Raw genomic sequence first — 15,176 nt, forward strand, 5'->3', positions numbered from 1 at the left:
TTTAATCAGTCATTAAAAATGATGTTTACCATCAATTAAAATATTACTGGTGTCGCTGGTACAAACCGCGTAGCTAAATCCTTTCTGGATGCAGTAAGCGCCGTGTTGTCCTTTTTTATTCAGGGCGAGGAAGCCTACCTGGAGCTGTTTTGCTTTGGAAGGACTTCTTTTCACGATCCGTTCTACCGCTTCCTTGCAGGCTTTTTCCGGTGGGTAACCCTGTCGCATCAATTCCACTACCAGGTGACTGCCCACTATTCTGATCACTTCTTCCCCAACACCAGTACTGGTGGCGGCGCCGAATTCATTATCCACAAACAGGCCCGCCCCGATGATGGGGGAATCGCCTACACGGCCATGGAGTTTGAATGCCATGCCGCTGGTAGTGCAGGCGCCGGAGAGGTTGCCGGCAGCATCCATGGCTACCATACCGATGGTATCGTGATTGTATACATTGCCCGGCAACGTCAGCGGATTGAAAGCTGTAGCGCCATTGGCAGGTTCGTATGATTTGTTTTCTATGTTGATGACCGGTTTGTATTCTGATGTTTTCAGCCATTCCTTCCAGGCCTTTTCCGCTTCCGGGGTGAGGAGGTTTTCTTTCTGGAATCCATTCGCCAGGGCGAATTGCAGCGCACCATCACCTACCAGCATTACATGCGGTGTTTTTTCCATGACGGCACGGGCTACGGAAATGGCGTGGGTAACATGTTCCAGCGCACCTACCGATCCGCAGTTGCCCATTTCATCCATGATGCAGGCATCCAGGGTAACACGGCCATCGCGGTCCGGGTAACCGGAGAACCCTACGGTATGATTGTTTGGATCTGCTTCGGGTACGCGTACACCAGCTTCTACGGCGTCCAGTGCACGGCCGCCTTTTTTCAGGATCTCCCAGGCCGCGGCGTTTGCCGCGCGGCCAAAGTCCCAGGTGGATACAACAATGGGTTTACCTTTGATAATACCCCCTTTGCCTTGTGAACGTGCAGGCGTTCCCGTTACTCCGTCTAAAGAGAAAACAGCGGCACTTAGGGCCGCTGTTTTCAGGAAATTTCTTCTATCTTTCATAATAATTTTTTACTAATCTTTCATTTCCCATGCCAGCGCGCTGGCGCCCAGTATAGCGGCATCACTTTCCTTCAGTTCTGAGAACAGCAATTTAACTTTATTCTGGAAAATGGGGAGCAGATTCTTTTCCATATGCTCCCGTACAGGTTTCATGATGAGGAATCCTGCTTTGGTAAGTCCACCGAAGAGCACAATTGCTTCCGGGCTGGAGAACATCACGAAATTGGCGAGGGCTTCTCCCAGGATCTTGCCGGTAAACTCATATACTTCCATGGCGAGCGGATCGCCTTTCATGGCAGCTTCATAGATGAGCTTGGAATCGATCTCTTCTTTGGGATGATCGCGCAGCATGCTTTTTTCATCGGGGCGGGTAGCCAGCAATTCCAGTGCGGAATTAGTAACGCCGGTAGCGGAAGCATATGCTTCCAGGGAGCCATGGGCGCCTGTGCCGGCATGATACCTGCCACCGGGGATCACAATACAGTGACCCAGTTCTCCGGCAAAACCGTCGTGTCCGTAAATCAGCTGGCCGTTGGCAACAATACCACTGCCCACACCGGTACCCAGGGTGATTACGATAAAGTCTTTCATGCCTCTGGCAGCGCCATAAATCAATTCTCCCAAAGCCGCAGCATTGGCATCGTTGGTTAATACAGCTGGCAAACCAAACTTCTTTTCAAGCAGTTCTGCCAATGGAATGACACCTTTCCAGCGCAGGTTAGGGGCATATTCAATGTTTCCATTATAAAAATTACCATTAGGTGCACCTACGCCAATACCTTTTATATTTTCTATGCCACCCACTTCTTCAATCAATACAGACAAACGCTGATGGAGCTCGTCCAGGAAGCAGGTAACATCTTCGTACTTATTGGTTAACATACGACCATCACACAGGATATTGCCCCTTCTATCTACAATACCGAATTTAGTGTTCGTACCGCCAATATCAATGCCCACCGCTAGTTGCTGACTCATAATCTATTCCTTGAGATTTTAAAATGTTTTTAACTCTGAAAGCGAAAAATGCAAGATAAGCAAAGCAAAGCGCCGGAATAATATAAGAGGCGTGAATGCCGATGCTTGGAATATCTGCCAGGCCTCCCTGAACAGGAGGTATCAGTGAACCACCCAGGATCATCATCACCAGGAAAGCAGAACCCTGACCTGTGTATTTACCTAAACCGGCAATAGCCAACGAGAAGATGTTGGGCCACATTACGGAACAGAATAAGCCACCGCTGATGAAAGCAAAAGTAGCCAATGCGCCGCTGGTGAACAAACCGATCAATATACTGCCCACACCAAGTAAACCAAAGATCATCAGGGTTTTGGCGGGTTTGTCCTGGCCTGCAAAGAAACCGAAGATCTGTATGGCGATGCAGATAGCATAAGGATACAGTGGCGCCACATCGTTTCCTTTTACCACATTGGCACCGAGTATGACCCCATATGCCACAAAAGGAACGATGACACAAAGGATCTGACGGGTTAATTTAGATACATTGAATACGCTGATAGCACCGGTCCACCTGCCAATCATCATACTACCCCAGAACAGGGATACGTACGGATCCAGCTCAGATTCCGCCAGGCCTTTGGGCGTGAGGAATCCGGGATGTTTCAGTAATGCCCCCAGGTTACTGGCGATGGTTACTTCCACACCTACATATATAAATATGGCCAGCATGCCGAGTGTCAGCTGCGGATATCTCATGGCGCCCCATCCTTCACTGTTGCTGGCAGAAGCCGTTTTAGTAAAGAAGAGGATACCGATAATACCCACGATACCGGCAATAAAGAGCGGCAGTTCAAATTTCAGGATCAGCCCCATCAGGATGAGGATAAACATGAGCGTGATGGCCAATATAGATTTGGTGGCCTTCGGAGATGATTCAAATTTTTCATCGTCCTGGCTTTCCGGCATCTTTACAAATGCAAAGATCGCCGCAGCTACGAGGAACAGCCCGATGAGCAGGAAGTACAAGGTGTTGATCTTGCTGATGTCTGTACTTACATCGCCTCCTTTAATGTTACCGAAAAGCAGCATGCTCACGATAATGGGTCCGATGGTAGTACCAAAGGAGTTGACTCCGCCGGCAAGATTGAGGCGGTGTGAGCCTTTAGCCGGGTCACCCAGCAGGATGGCAAACGGGTTGGCCGCTGTTTGTTGCAGGGAGAACCCCAATGCTACGATAAACAGTGCCATCAGGATGAGGGCAAAGTAACCGAAGGTGACGGTTTGCTTATAATCAGTATCCAGTACGGTAATGATTTTCTCCAGGCTGGCTTTGGTAAAGGTGCCGGCATATTGTTTATGTTCGTCGTCTTTTGTGAAGCCCAGCGGAATTTCGGAGAGCAGTTGCGGGTTGGTGGTATACTTCTCCGCTGCGTCGTTGTTGCTGATGAGCAGTGAATAAGTATCCTTGTCTTTCTCCCGGCGTATTTTCACTTGTCTGTCTGAAGTCTGTAATTGTTGTTCTACCTGGAAACCACTGATATCGGTGATCGTTTCTTTTATAGGAACGATCTTTTCCTTATTAACGCAGGGGATCATGATGGCAGATCCTACTACGGAGATGAGGAGGCCGTATATAATGCCTTTTTTGTAGCCGATTTTGTTCAGGATATCCACTTTCCTGGCGGCAGATGCCAGGTAAAGGATCAGCGAGCCAATGAAGTAGGCGCTGTAAAAAGCGAAGTCAATCAGCTGAGATTCAAGCTGGGTAAGGTTGAAATGAGATTTGCAAAATGGGATAAATATACTGTTTGAGGCAGCCAGAAACCCCCAGAAAAAGAATACCAAAATAAGCACAAAGAACGACGGATGTGTACTTTGTGCGCTTTGCTTTGTTTGCTGCGCCATATACGTGTTAAGTTACAGTGAATTTTTGCCGGATAAATGTATAATTATTTTTTTAGGAAATTCTAAAAAACTAGAGAAACTATTGTATTTTTTTTAGATGGTAAATCGTTTTAGCCAATATATTTGTGAAATATAGGAGAAGTTTATTATGTTCGCATTTATATAAAAATCATATTCGACAGCTTATGTCCAACCAAACAGCAACAATGAAACCACCCGCTGCAGCAGCTCAGCAAAGCAATGCACGGGCCATGACCGTAATCGGTACGCTCTTTTTTCTCTTTGGATTTATCACCTGGTTAAACAGTGTACTGATCCCATTTCTGAAACAGGCATGTGAGTTATCGGATTTCCAGGTATACTTTGTAACATTCGCATTTTATATCTCTTACTTCGTGATGGCGATTCCGTCATCCGGTATTCTGCGTAGGGTTGGATTTGCAAATGGTATGTCTGTCGGCTTGCTGACGATGGCTATTGGTTCCCTGATCTTTGTTCCGGCAGCGCAGGTACGTTCCTTTCCGTTATTCCTGGTAGGCCTTTTTGTACAGGGTGCTGGTATGACCTTGTTGCAGGCAGCTTCCAATCCGTATGTAACCATCATCGGGCCTATGGAAAGTGCTGCACAACGTATGAGTATCATGGGTATCTGTAACAAGGTGGCCGCTATGATCGGTATCCTGTTGCTGAGTGTTTTACTGTTTAGCGATACCGCTGAACTGTCCCAGAAAATTGAAGGATTACAGGGCGCTGAAAAAGAAGCAGAGCTAACGCTGCTGGCAGGCCGTGTAATTGTTCCCTATATTGTAATGGCGGTAGTACTGGCTGGTCTGGCACTGATGGTGCGCAAGGCACACTTACCGGAAGTAAAACCTGAAGGGGAAGAACAGACTGATACCGCTGCAGGTAGTCATGCTTCTATCTTTAGTATTCCTTACCTGATGCTGGGTATCCTTTGCCTGTTCCTGTATGTGGGCGTGGAAGTACTGGCTATCGACTCCCTGGCGCTGTATGGCGTTGCCAGCGGATTTGATCAGGGTACGGCGTTGCACCTGGGCATCTATAGTCTCATCTGCTTAACAATAGGTTACTTACTGGGTATCGTACTGATCCCTAAATATATTACCCAACGCCAGGCGCTGATCACCTGTGCGATCCTGGGTGTGGTATTTACAGCCGGTGCATTGCTTACCAGCGGTAAAACTTCCGTGGTATTCATCGTGTTGCTAAGCTTCGCCCACTCCCTGATGTGGCCTGGCATCTGGCCGCTGGCTATCAACAAACTGGGTAAATTTACCAAACTGGGTTCTGCTTTCCTGATCATGGCTATTGCGGGCGGTGCCATTCTTCCACTGGTGTATGGCGCTTTATCCGTACAATGGAATGACAGACAGATGCCTTATGCGATCATGATTCCTTGCTACCTGTACATCATGTATTACGCAATGGCGGGGTATAAAAAAGGATTACCTCAATAAGAATTTACAACAAACAAGCATATTTATTAAATGCAAATGCCTGCCATATTCTCCGGCAGGTATTTGCATTTAATTTTTTTTTCTATTTTTAGGTGTAAATTTTACGTTTAATGATACAGCAAACAAGGGAGAAATTCATCAAAATATTTGGAAAAGAGCCACTGATTGTAGTTTCCCCTGGAAGAATTAACCTCATCGGTGAACATACGGATTACAATGACGGATTTGTACTACCCGCCGCAATTGATAAGAAAATCGTTTACGCCATTGCGTTGAACAATACCCGGCAGTGTCATGCACATGCCGTAGCTGCCGATGAAACTCTTTCTTTTAGCCTGGACGAAGTAAAGCCTTCTCCCGGCTGGATCAACTACCTGCTGGGTGTGGTGAATCAGTTACAGGAAGGAGGACATACTGTCACCGGTTTTGATTGTGTGCTGGCCGGAGATATTCCCATAGGGGCGGGGATGTCGTCTTCTGCTGCCGTGGAAGGCGGACTGGTAGCTGCGCTGGATCACATCTTTCAGTATGGCCTCACCCGCATGGAGATGGCCCTGTTAGGCCAGCGTGCGGAACACACCTTTCCTGGTGTGAAATGTGGGATCATGGATCAATTTGCCAACCTGCACGGCAAAAAGGACCAGGTAATGCTGCTGGATTGCCGCAGCCTTGAATTCGAATATTTCCCTTTCAACTTCCCCGACTATAAGATCGTATTATGTAATTCAATGGTGAACCATTCCCTGGCTTCCTCTGAATACAATGTACGCCGGCAGCAATGTGAAGAAGGTGTAAAAGCAATACAGGTCAATCACCCTGCTGTAAAGTCATTACGCGATGCTGATATGAACATGCTGAATGAAGTGCGGGACCAGGTAGCTGAAAAGGTATACGACCGTTGTGCTTACGTTATCTCGGAGATCCGGCGGGTACAGGATGCCACTATCTTCCTGAAGCAGGGCGATATCCGGCAGTTTGGCCAGCTGATGTATGCCACGCATGAGGGGCTCAGCAAATTATATGAAGTAAGTTGTGCTGAACTGGATTTCCTGGTATCCCTGGCAAAGGAACGGGAAGAAGTAGCCGGCGCCCGTGTAATGGGTGGCGGTTTCGGAGGCTGTACCATTAACCTTGTGAAGCAGGATAAAGTAGCGGCTTACACCTCCTACATTGAATCAGCCTATAAAGCACAATACGGCCAGCTCCCTGAAATTTATGTCACAACGATTGAAAACGGGGTAGAAATAATTTAGGGATTTATTGATTTACGAATTTAGGGATTTAAAATGCAGTGAAGACTTACGCGAAAATATTCGCTGCATTTTAAATCCCTAAATTCGTAAATCAATAAATCCCTAAATGTTTAATATTGGTCGTCGAATGCGAAGATCGGTTTTCTGTTCATCCAGCGGCCGCGGGTGAAGTCGGGAATGTATTGTACACTTCCGCCTTCTGCTACTGACTGCTCACTCAGCGGAGTGATCGCATACCAGGTTGCCATATCGTATACGTCGAGTGCGTAAGGTGCACCGCGTTTAATACTTTCAACAAAAGAGTTCAGCACGTACCAGTCCATACCACCATGGCCGGCGCCGGCAGCATCATTTGCATAGCGTTTCCACAACGGGTGATCATATTTACCGAAGTAGCTGTTCGGGTCTTTAAAGTCACCGGTTTTTTCCCACTCATCGTGTTTGCTCTGTTTCTCTATATAAACGGATTGCTGATCATCCATCCATAAGCCATTGGTACCCTGTACGCGGAAATTCAGGGAGTAAGGACGTGGGGAGTTGGTGTCGTGAGACAGCATGATCGTTTCACCATTGTTGGTTTTAATCAGGGAAGAAACGATATCACCGAGTTTAAATTCAACTTTAGCATTGGGATGGTTAGCGCCACCATTATCAACGATATATTTATGGAGGCCACGGGATTTGGTAGCGATGGAAGTGATAGACAGCAGGCGGTTTCCGCGGTTCATGTTGATTACATTACCGATAGGGCCCAGTCCATGTGAAGGGTACAGGTCACCATTGCGGAGCAGGGAGTGATTGGTTCTCCATTTGGCTTCAGAAATCGCTTTCTCGCCAAATTCTACACCGCCGCCACCATATTGTTTACCGTCGTTGAATTTAATGTTGCGCAAGTCGTGCTGATAGCCGCCCTGCAGGTGGATGATCTCACCGAAGAGGCCCTGGCGTACCATGTTCAGTACTGCCATCACATCTCTGCGGTAACATACGTTTTCCATACCAAATACAGGTATGCCGGTGTTTTCGCTGGTATTTACCAGTTCCCAGCATTCCTGGATATCAGAAGCACCACAAACTTCCACAGCAGGAGTTTTACCCGCTTTCATAGCAGCAACTGCCATGATAGAATGCCATTCCCAGGGAGTCGCAATGATCACCGCGTCGATGTCATCACGTTTCAGCATGTTATGAAAATCTTCCGGGCCGTTGGTGTACTCAGCTACTTTCTTTTTGCCGCCATATGCTTTGGCAATCATAGTTCTTGCCTTAGGTACGGTGAAAGCCGTATCGGGATCAGCGAAAGCAACTACGTCCACGTCTTCACGGCGGAGGCAGAGGTTCAGGTGGCTGAGGCCACGGGCGCCAACACCGATCAGACCTATTCTTACTTTAGGCTTCTTTTCGTTGGCAAATAGTTTTGCAGAGGAACCGAGCATAGAAATACCTACGCCGGCTGCTACGGTGTTTTTGAGAAAACTTCTGCGATGCAGTGGTTGTTTGTTCATTGTTCAGTTGTTTAAATACCGTATTAAGAATACGTTAAGAAGGGACTAAATTTATAAAATTTGCGCTATGAATACCAACTTCACACTCAATTTTATTACATTTTTGTGATAAACGGCGAAAAAAGAATTATGCAAACGATGGATATCGGCAGATATCACAACCGGGATTAAAGTGAATATTGAATTAATAATAGTGAATAAGCGATTGAACAGGATGACCATTCGGAATTATCTTCGCCTTTATTGTATCCCGCAATTTGCGATACGTCATATGTAATTTTTAAAAGTGAAATGAAAAAGACCCATTTAATTTTGGCCGGCTTACTCTCTTGCAGTATGGCTGTTGCACAAAAGATACAACCTTATGGCGTATTGCCATCCAAAGCGCAGGTCGCCTGGAATGATATGGAATACTATATGTTCATTCACTTTGGTCCCAATACCTTCACCAATCAAGAATGGGGACATGGTGATGAGGATCCTAAAATATTTAACCCTACCCGTCTGGATGCCCGCCAATGGGCACGTACAGCCAAACAAGCCGGGATGAAAGGAATTGTGATCACTGCCAAGCACCACGATGGCTTTTGCCTGTGGCCAAGCAAATACAGTACGCATACTGTCCGGGAAAGCGCCTGGAAAGATGGGAAAGGGGATGTGTTGGCGGAATTGTCTGCTGCCTGTAAGGAGTACGGACTAAAATTCGGCGTATATCTTTCTCCGTGGGATCGTAACCATCCTGAATATGGTACCGAGACTTATAACCAGGTATTTACCAATACATTAACCGAAGTGCTGTCCAACTACGGGCCCGTATTTGAACAATGGTTTGATGGCGCCAACGGCGGTAACATAAAACAACCTTACGACTGGAACCTGTTTCATAGTGTAGTGTATAAACATCAGCCTGATGCCGTTATCTTCAGTGATGTAGGACCAGGCTGCCGTTGGGTAGGCAATGAAAGTGGTATTGCAGGTACTACCAACTGGAGCACCCTGAATGTAAAAGGGTTTACGCCTGGCATCAATGGACCGGATACCAAATCACTCAATGAAGGTAATGAAGATGGTGAGCTATGGGTGCCTGCGGAATGTGATGTATCTATCCGGCCGGGATGGTTTTACAGCCCCGATACCAATGATAAAGTGAAATCGGTGTCCAGCCTGCTGGATATCTATTATGGCTCTGTAGGCCGCAATGGTAACCTGATCCTGAATGTACCCGTTGACCGCGATGGCCTCATCCATCCCAATGATTCTACCCGCCTGATGGAACTGCGGAAAGTATTGGATGAATCATTTAAAAACAACCTGGCGAAAAAAGCGGTCGTAACGGCGACGGACACACGTAAAAATAAACCAAAGGTGAAAGTATCCCATCTCACCGATGGTAAAAATACTACTTACTGGGCTACCCCGGATACCATACAGAAAGGTACAATCACGCTTACCTATAAAAGTCCGGTTACCTTTAACCGGGTTGTGTTGCAGGAATATATTGCACTCGGACAAAGAGTACAGGCATTTACAGTGGAAATACTGGAGAACGGCAGTATGAAAGAAATTGCCCGTGAAACCACCGTGGGGCATAAGCGCATCCTGCGTCTGCCGGATTATACCACTACACAGGTACGTATTAATATAACAGCGGCCAAAGCCAGCCCTGTGATCAGTGAAGTGCAGCTGTATAAAGCGCCGGGCGTATTGGCTACCCCGGAGATCAACCGCAACGCAGCAGGACAGGTATTTGTTTCCTGCGCATCCAGCGATCCGGAAGTCCGCTACACCACAGATGGTACGGAACCTACGCTGTCTTCCCCGGTATATACCGCATCTACGGCAATTTCGCTACCTGTGGGCGGCGTTGTAAAAGCCAAAGCATTCCTGGACAAGGGCAAAACTGCCAGTGAAACAGTGACGGCTCATTTTGATGTGGCGCCAGCTAAATGGAAAGTGGTGCAATCAACAGCCGCCGCCAAAGGTTATGAGGCAGCAAAGGCTATTGATGGAAAAGTGTCAACTGCTTATATATCAGACCGTAAGGATTCGACTGCTAAGTATCCGCATGAATTTCAGGTGGATCTGGGCGAAAGCCTGGCCCTGAAAGGGTTTACTTATATGCCTGTTACGGCAGAGCAGGCCGGAGGCGTGGTGTACGGTTATGCCTTCTATACCAGTGAGGACGGTAAAAACTGGGGAACGCCCGTTGCGAAAGGGCAGTTTGCCAATATTGCCAATAACCCGGTGCTGCAAACGGTGTCTTTTAAAACAACCCAGGCACGTTATATCCGCTTTGTAGCGTTGGCGCCGGCGCGTGCAAACGAAAGCTGGGCCAGTATTGCAGAACTGGGCGTTGTTACCCGGTAAATGCCTGTATCCCGTTTTTTGTGATGAGGTAACTCACCTCATCACAAAAAATCAGGGTTCAAACCATTATCCGCTGCTATCTGCCCGTATTCCCCCCTGATCGCCCCCTCGCAAAAAATCATCGTTTATCCAAAAAAAAATCGATTGATTAAAAAGATATTGTTATAACTTTGCGGATATTCTAAACTAAAGACAATTTTTATAACAATTTAACGCTGAACTGAAGTTGGAAAAAAACGCAACTCATACCAACATCTCTGCATATCATCCCGCTTTAAATAAGGGGGTATATTCTGTTGGGTTCAATGTCTTTAGATTCCTTTCCCGACGACCCAGGATTTGATAGCGCCTTGACCCACAACCGCTGTCGCACCGTGATTTCCAAATCATACGGTGATCATTCCAGCAATGGAATATTCAATGTAGTTTATTGATTCACGATTTCAATTTAAAAGGTTGGAAAATCAACATATCATCGTTAGGGTAGCCACTCCTGACGATATACACTATTCAAATACCATCACAAACGAGATGGAATCTTCTGCGATGGCAAGAGGAACGGGCATTGCCAAGCGTTCTCCTGCCTACGTGGAAGCGAAGATGCAGGAGGGAAAAGCTGTCATAGCCGTTACTGATAAGGGCGAATGGGTTGGCTTTTGCTATATAGAGGCATGGGGGCATGGTAAGTTTGTGGCCAATTCGGGGCTGATCGTAAACCCCGCTTTCCGGGGCCATGGTGTGGCTAAATCGATAAAGAAAAGAATTTTTGAGTTATCCAGGGAGAAATATCCTACATCAAAGATATTCGGATTAACGACCGGCCTTGCAGTGATGAAGATTAATTCTGAGCTTGGTTATGAGCCAGTTACCTATTCTGAGCTGACAGATGATGAAGAATTCTGGAAAGGCTGTAGAAGCTGTGTTAACTTTGACATCCTTACCGCCAAAGAGCGGAAGAACTGTCTTTGTACCGCCATGCTTTACAATCCGATTGAAAAGCTGAAAGAAGCAGAAGAAAAAGCGGTGGCTGAAAAGGCTGCACAGGCAGCTGCTGCTAACCAGCTTTCTGTTACCGCCAGTGGCCACATGCACCACGAAAAAAGACGCCGCAGATTTAAAGGAAATATAAAGCTGTTTGAGCGTTGGTTAAGATTTAAAAGATTTGTTTTGCTGAAAAGCAGAAAAGAAGGCGGCGCTACCGGATCAAAGAAGAAATTCTTCCTGTTCTGAACAGCTGCTGCAACTATCTGAAATATTGTTCTGGAAATATAAAATGATGTCATAATGAAAAAAGTAGTACTGGGATTTAGCGGAGGGCTTGATACTTCCTATTGCGTAAAATATCTGACGGAAGAGAAAGGATATGAAGTGCATTCAGTGATTGTAAACACGGGCGGTTTTTCTGAAGAAGAATTGCAGGAAATAGAAAAGCGCGCTTATAACCTGGGCGTTAAAAGTCACAAGGCTGTTAATGCAGTACATTCTTATTATGACGGCGTTATTAAATATCTCATCTTCGGTAATGTACTGAAAAACAATACTTATCCTTTAAGCGTAAGTGCGGAGCGTATGAGCCAGGCGCTGGCCATCGCGGAATATGTGAAGGAAGTAGGTGCAGAAGCGGTAGCACATGGTAGCACCGGCGCCGGCAATGACCAGGTACGTTTTGACATGGTGTTTCACATCATGATCCCTGGTGTGGAAATCATCACTCCCATCCGTGATCTGAAACTGAGCAGGGAAGAAGAAATTGCTTTCCTGAAGGCGAAAGGGGTACAGATGAACTTTGATAAAGCCATGTACTCTATCAACAAAGGTATGTGGGGAACATCGGTAGGTGGTAAGGAAACCCTTACTTCCAACGGCATGTTGCCGGAAGAAGCCTGGCCTACCCAGCTGACAAAGCAGGGAGAAGAACAGGTGAAACTGACATTTGAAAAAGGTGAGCTGACAGGTGTGAACGACCAGCAATTCGGTCATCCATCCGAAGCGATTCAATATTTACAGACGATTGCCGGCGGATATGCGATTGGCCGCGATATTCACGTAGGTGATACCATTATCGGTATCAAAGGACGTGTGGGCTTTGAAGCAGCTGCACCGATGGTGATCATCAAAGCGCATCATGCACTGGAAAAACATGTGTTAACAAAATGGCAGCTGAGCTGGAAAGACCAGCTGGCACAGTTCTACGGCAACTGGTTGCACGAAGGACAGATCATGGACCCGGTAATGCGCGACATCGAAGCTTTCCTGCAGAATACACAGGAAAACGTATCCGGCGAGGTATTTGTAACCCTGATGCCTTACCGCTTCCAGGTAACCGGTATCCAGTCTCCTTACGACCTGATGAGCAGCAGGTTTGGTAAATATGGAGAGATGAACAGCGGCTGGTCCGGTGAAGATGTAAGAGGTTTCAGTAAGATTTTTGGTAACCAGACAATGATCTGGCATCAGATAAAAAATTCTATCTAAATCAGCAGGCAATGGCAAATGATAAAAAGATAAGAGCAGGGATTGTAGGAGGGGCAGGCTATACAGGCGGTGAAATGATCCGGCTTTTATTAAACCACCCGGATGTAACAATTTCGTTTATACACAGCCGTAGTAACGCGGGCAACCCGTTATACGCTGTACATGCCGATTTATTAGGTGAAACGGAGCGGTCATTTACTGCTGAACTGAGTAATGATATTGACGTGATGTTCCTGTGCCTCGGCCATGGGGAATCCAGAAAATTCCTGGAAGCCACAGATGTGGCTGCACATGTGAAAGTGATTGACCTGAGCCAGGATTTTCGTTTAGGCGAAACCGTTAAAGGAAGAGAGTTTGTATATGGTCTGCCTGAATTGCAGCGTGCGCTGATCGAGACGGCGCAGAACATTGCCAACCCCGGCTGTTTTGCCACCGGTATTCAGATGGGGTTACTCCCGCTGGCAAAAGCCGGATTACTGAAAGAAGTGCATAGCACCGGCATCACCGGTTCTACCGGCGCAGGGCAAAAGTTGCAAGGCACTTCACATTTCACCTGGAGATCCAATAACGTTTCTACCTATAAAGTGCTGAGCCATCAGCACCTGAAAGAAATACGACGAACCCTGCAACAGTTGCAGCCAGGCTTTACAGCTGATGTGAATTTTGTACCGGTACGCGGCGATTTCCCCAGAGGTATCTGGATAACGTCCTACCTGCAAAGTGATCTGTCGCTGGAAGCGGCCATACAACTGTATAAAGACTTCTACGCCGGTCATCCTTTTACGCATGTAAGCGAAAAGCAGATAGACCTGAAGCAGGTGGTAAACACGAACAAGTGTCTCGTCCAACTGGAGAAAGAGGGTGATAAATTAATCATCCACTCCATTGAGGATAACCTGCTGAAAGGCGCTTCCGGTCAGGCTGTGCAGAATATGAACATTATTTGCGGACTGGATGAAACGGCAGGACTGAAGTTGAAGTCCATCGTGTTCTAAATGTTTTTATCATTTTAACTTAAATGACAACATGAAACTTTTCGACGTTTACCCTGTAAACGATATCATTATAGATAAAGCTGCCGGTTCCCATGTATGGGACGATAAAGGCACACAATACCTGGATTTGTATGGCGGTCATGCTGTCATCTCTATTGGTCACACCCATCCGCATTACGTAAAACGACTCACTGATCAGTTACATAAAGTAGGTTTTTATTCCAATTCTGTAAAGATGCCTTTGCAGGAGGAGCTGGCGGCCTTGCTGGGCAAGGTTTCCGGCAAAGAGGATTACCAGTTGTTTTTATGTAACTCCGGTGCAGAAGCCAATGAAAACGCTTTAAAGCTGGCTTCATTTTACAATGGTAAAAAGAAGATCATCGCCTTTAAGAAATCATTTCATGGCAGAACATCACTGGCAGTAGCAGCTACCGACAATCCGAAAATAGTGGCGCCTGTTAATGAAACAGACAACGTTGTTTTTTTACCCTGGGAAGATGAAGCCGCACTGGAACAGGCTTTTCAGCAGTATGAAATATCGTCTGTTATCATCGAAGGGATTCAGGGAGTAGGCGGTATCAATGTAGCCAGCGAATCATTCCTGCGTAAGATCAGAACATTGTGTGATACAGGCAATGCGGTATTTATCGCAGACTCTGTACAGTGTGGTTATGGCCGTAGCGGTAAATTCTACTCGCATGACTTTGCCGGTGTAAATGCAGATATTTATACCATGGCTAAAGGCATGGGTAATGGTTTCCCTATCGGCGCTATTATCATTGCACCAAAAATTCAGCCTGCCTATGGTATGCTGGGCACCACCTTTGGTGGTAATCACCTGGCTTGCGCTGCTGCACTGGCTGTGTTGGAAGTGATTGAAAGTGAAAAACTGATGGACAACGCTACCACCATAGGAAACTACCTGATGGAACAGTTGCGGGGTTTTGATAAAGTGAAGGAAGTAAGAGGCCGTGGTTTAATGATCGGTATTGATCTTCCGGATGAATTATCACACGTAAAAAAAGCACTGTTATCAAAGCATAGGATTTTTACAGGTGAAGCTAAACCGAATGTGATCCGTTTACTGCCTTCACTGGCATTGACCAAAGCACATGCTGACCAGTTTCTGGAGGCCTTTAGAATTGAATTGAAATAATAATTGTGAATGA

The 15,176-nt window shown here is 46.5% G+C and carries 11 protein-coding genes; 7 read left to right on the top strand and 4 right to left on the bottom strand.

The window, feature by feature from the left end; all coding sequences use genetic code 11:
• Nucleotides 1–12 precede the first annotated feature (12 nt).
• Genes ABQ275_RS03135 through ABQ275_RS03145 form a run of 3 tightly spaced genes read right to left on the bottom strand, consistent with a single transcriptional unit; the run spans nt 13 to nt 3,934 of the window.
• Nucleotides 13–1,068 carry a N(4)-(beta-N-acetylglucosaminyl)-L-asparaginase gene (locus ABQ275_RS03135; protein WP_349316811.1) on the bottom strand — a complete coding sequence of 352 codons (1,056 nt, stop codon included), beginning with the start codon at nt 1,066–1,068 and terminating at the stop codon, nt 13–15.
• Nucleotides 1,069–1,080: 12 nt separating this feature from the next.
• Complete coding sequence (locus ABQ275_RS03140; RefSeq protein WP_349316812.1) at nt 1,081–2,046, bottom strand: ROK family protein; 966 nt, start codon at nt 2,044–2,046, stop codon at nt 1,081–1,083.
• The gene (locus ABQ275_RS03145) at nt 2,018–3,934 is read right to left on the bottom strand and encodes an MFS transporter (protein WP_349316813.1); all 1,917 of its coding nucleotides are present in this window, start codon (nt 3,932–3,934) and stop codon (nt 2,018–2,020) included. The genes ABQ275_RS03140 and ABQ275_RS03145 overlap by 29 nt, the downstream gene beginning before the upstream one ends.
• A gap of 185 nt (nt 3,935–4,119) precedes the next feature.
• On the opposite strand from ABQ275_RS03145, the gene ABQ275_RS03150 reads away from it, so the two are divergent.
• Together ABQ275_RS03150 and galK are read left to right on the top strand one after the other, a co-directional pair.
• Nucleotides 4,120–5,412, top strand: coding sequence for a sugar MFS transporter (locus tag ABQ275_RS03150; RefSeq protein ID WP_349316814.1), 1,293 nt, complete (start codon nt 4,120–4,122; stop codon nt 5,410–5,412).
• A gap of 110 nt (nt 5,413–5,522) precedes the next feature.
• Nucleotides 5,523–6,665 (top strand): galactokinase, encoded by a 1,143-nt coding sequence (galK, locus tag ABQ275_RS03155; protein WP_349316815.1) that lies wholly within the window; start codon nt 5,523–5,525, stop codon nt 6,663–6,665.
• Between the two features lie 110 nt (nt 6,666–6,775).
• On the opposite strand, the gene ABQ275_RS03160 is transcribed toward galK, so the two are convergent.
• A complete protein-coding gene (locus ABQ275_RS03160) occupies nt 6,776–8,170 on the bottom strand; it encodes a Gfo/Idh/MocA family oxidoreductase (RefSeq protein WP_349316816.1) in 1,395 nt (464 codons plus the stop codon).
• Nucleotides 8,171–8,506: 336 nt separating this feature from the next.
• On the opposite strand from ABQ275_RS03160, the gene ABQ275_RS03165 reads away from it, so the two are divergent.
• From ABQ275_RS03165 to ABQ275_RS03185, 5 genes are all read left to right on the top strand, one after another.
• Nucleotides 8,507–10,537: an alpha-L-fucosidase gene (locus tag ABQ275_RS03165; protein ID WP_349316817.1), complete on the top strand. Its 2,031-nt coding sequence runs from the start codon at nt 8,507–8,509 to the stop codon at nt 10,535–10,537.
• A 456-nt stretch (nt 10,538–10,993) separates the two neighbouring features.
• On the top strand, nt 10,994–11,767 hold the full coding sequence (locus ABQ275_RS03170) for a GNAT family N-acetyltransferase (protein WP_349316818.1): 774 nt from the start codon (nt 10,994–10,996) through the stop codon (nt 11,765–11,767).
• Between the two features lie 54 nt (nt 11,768–11,821).
• Complete coding sequence (locus ABQ275_RS03175) at nt 11,822–13,012, top strand: argininosuccinate synthase domain-containing protein (protein WP_349316819.1); 1,191 nt, start codon at nt 11,822–11,824, stop codon at nt 13,010–13,012.
• An 11-nt stretch (nt 13,013–13,023) separates the two neighbouring features.
• Nucleotides 13,024–14,007 carry an N-acetyl-gamma-glutamyl-phosphate reductase gene (gene argC / locus ABQ275_RS03180; protein WP_349316820.1) on the top strand — a complete coding sequence of 328 codons (984 nt, stop codon included), beginning with the start codon at nt 13,024–13,026 and terminating at the stop codon, nt 14,005–14,007.
• 31 nt (nt 14,008–14,038) lie between these two features.
• Nucleotides 14,039–15,163, top strand: a complete 1,125-nt coding sequence (locus tag ABQ275_RS03185) for an aminotransferase class III-fold pyridoxal phosphate-dependent enzyme (protein ID WP_349316821.1) — start codon at nt 14,039–14,041, stop codon at nt 15,161–15,163.
• The last annotated feature ends 13 nt before the right edge of the window (nt 15,164–15,176 follow it).

Source organism: Chitinophaga sp. MM2321, from assembly GCF_964033635.1.
In the GTDB taxonomy this organism is placed as follows: Bacteria; Bacteroidota; Bacteroidia; order Chitinophagales; family Chitinophagaceae; genus Chitinophaga.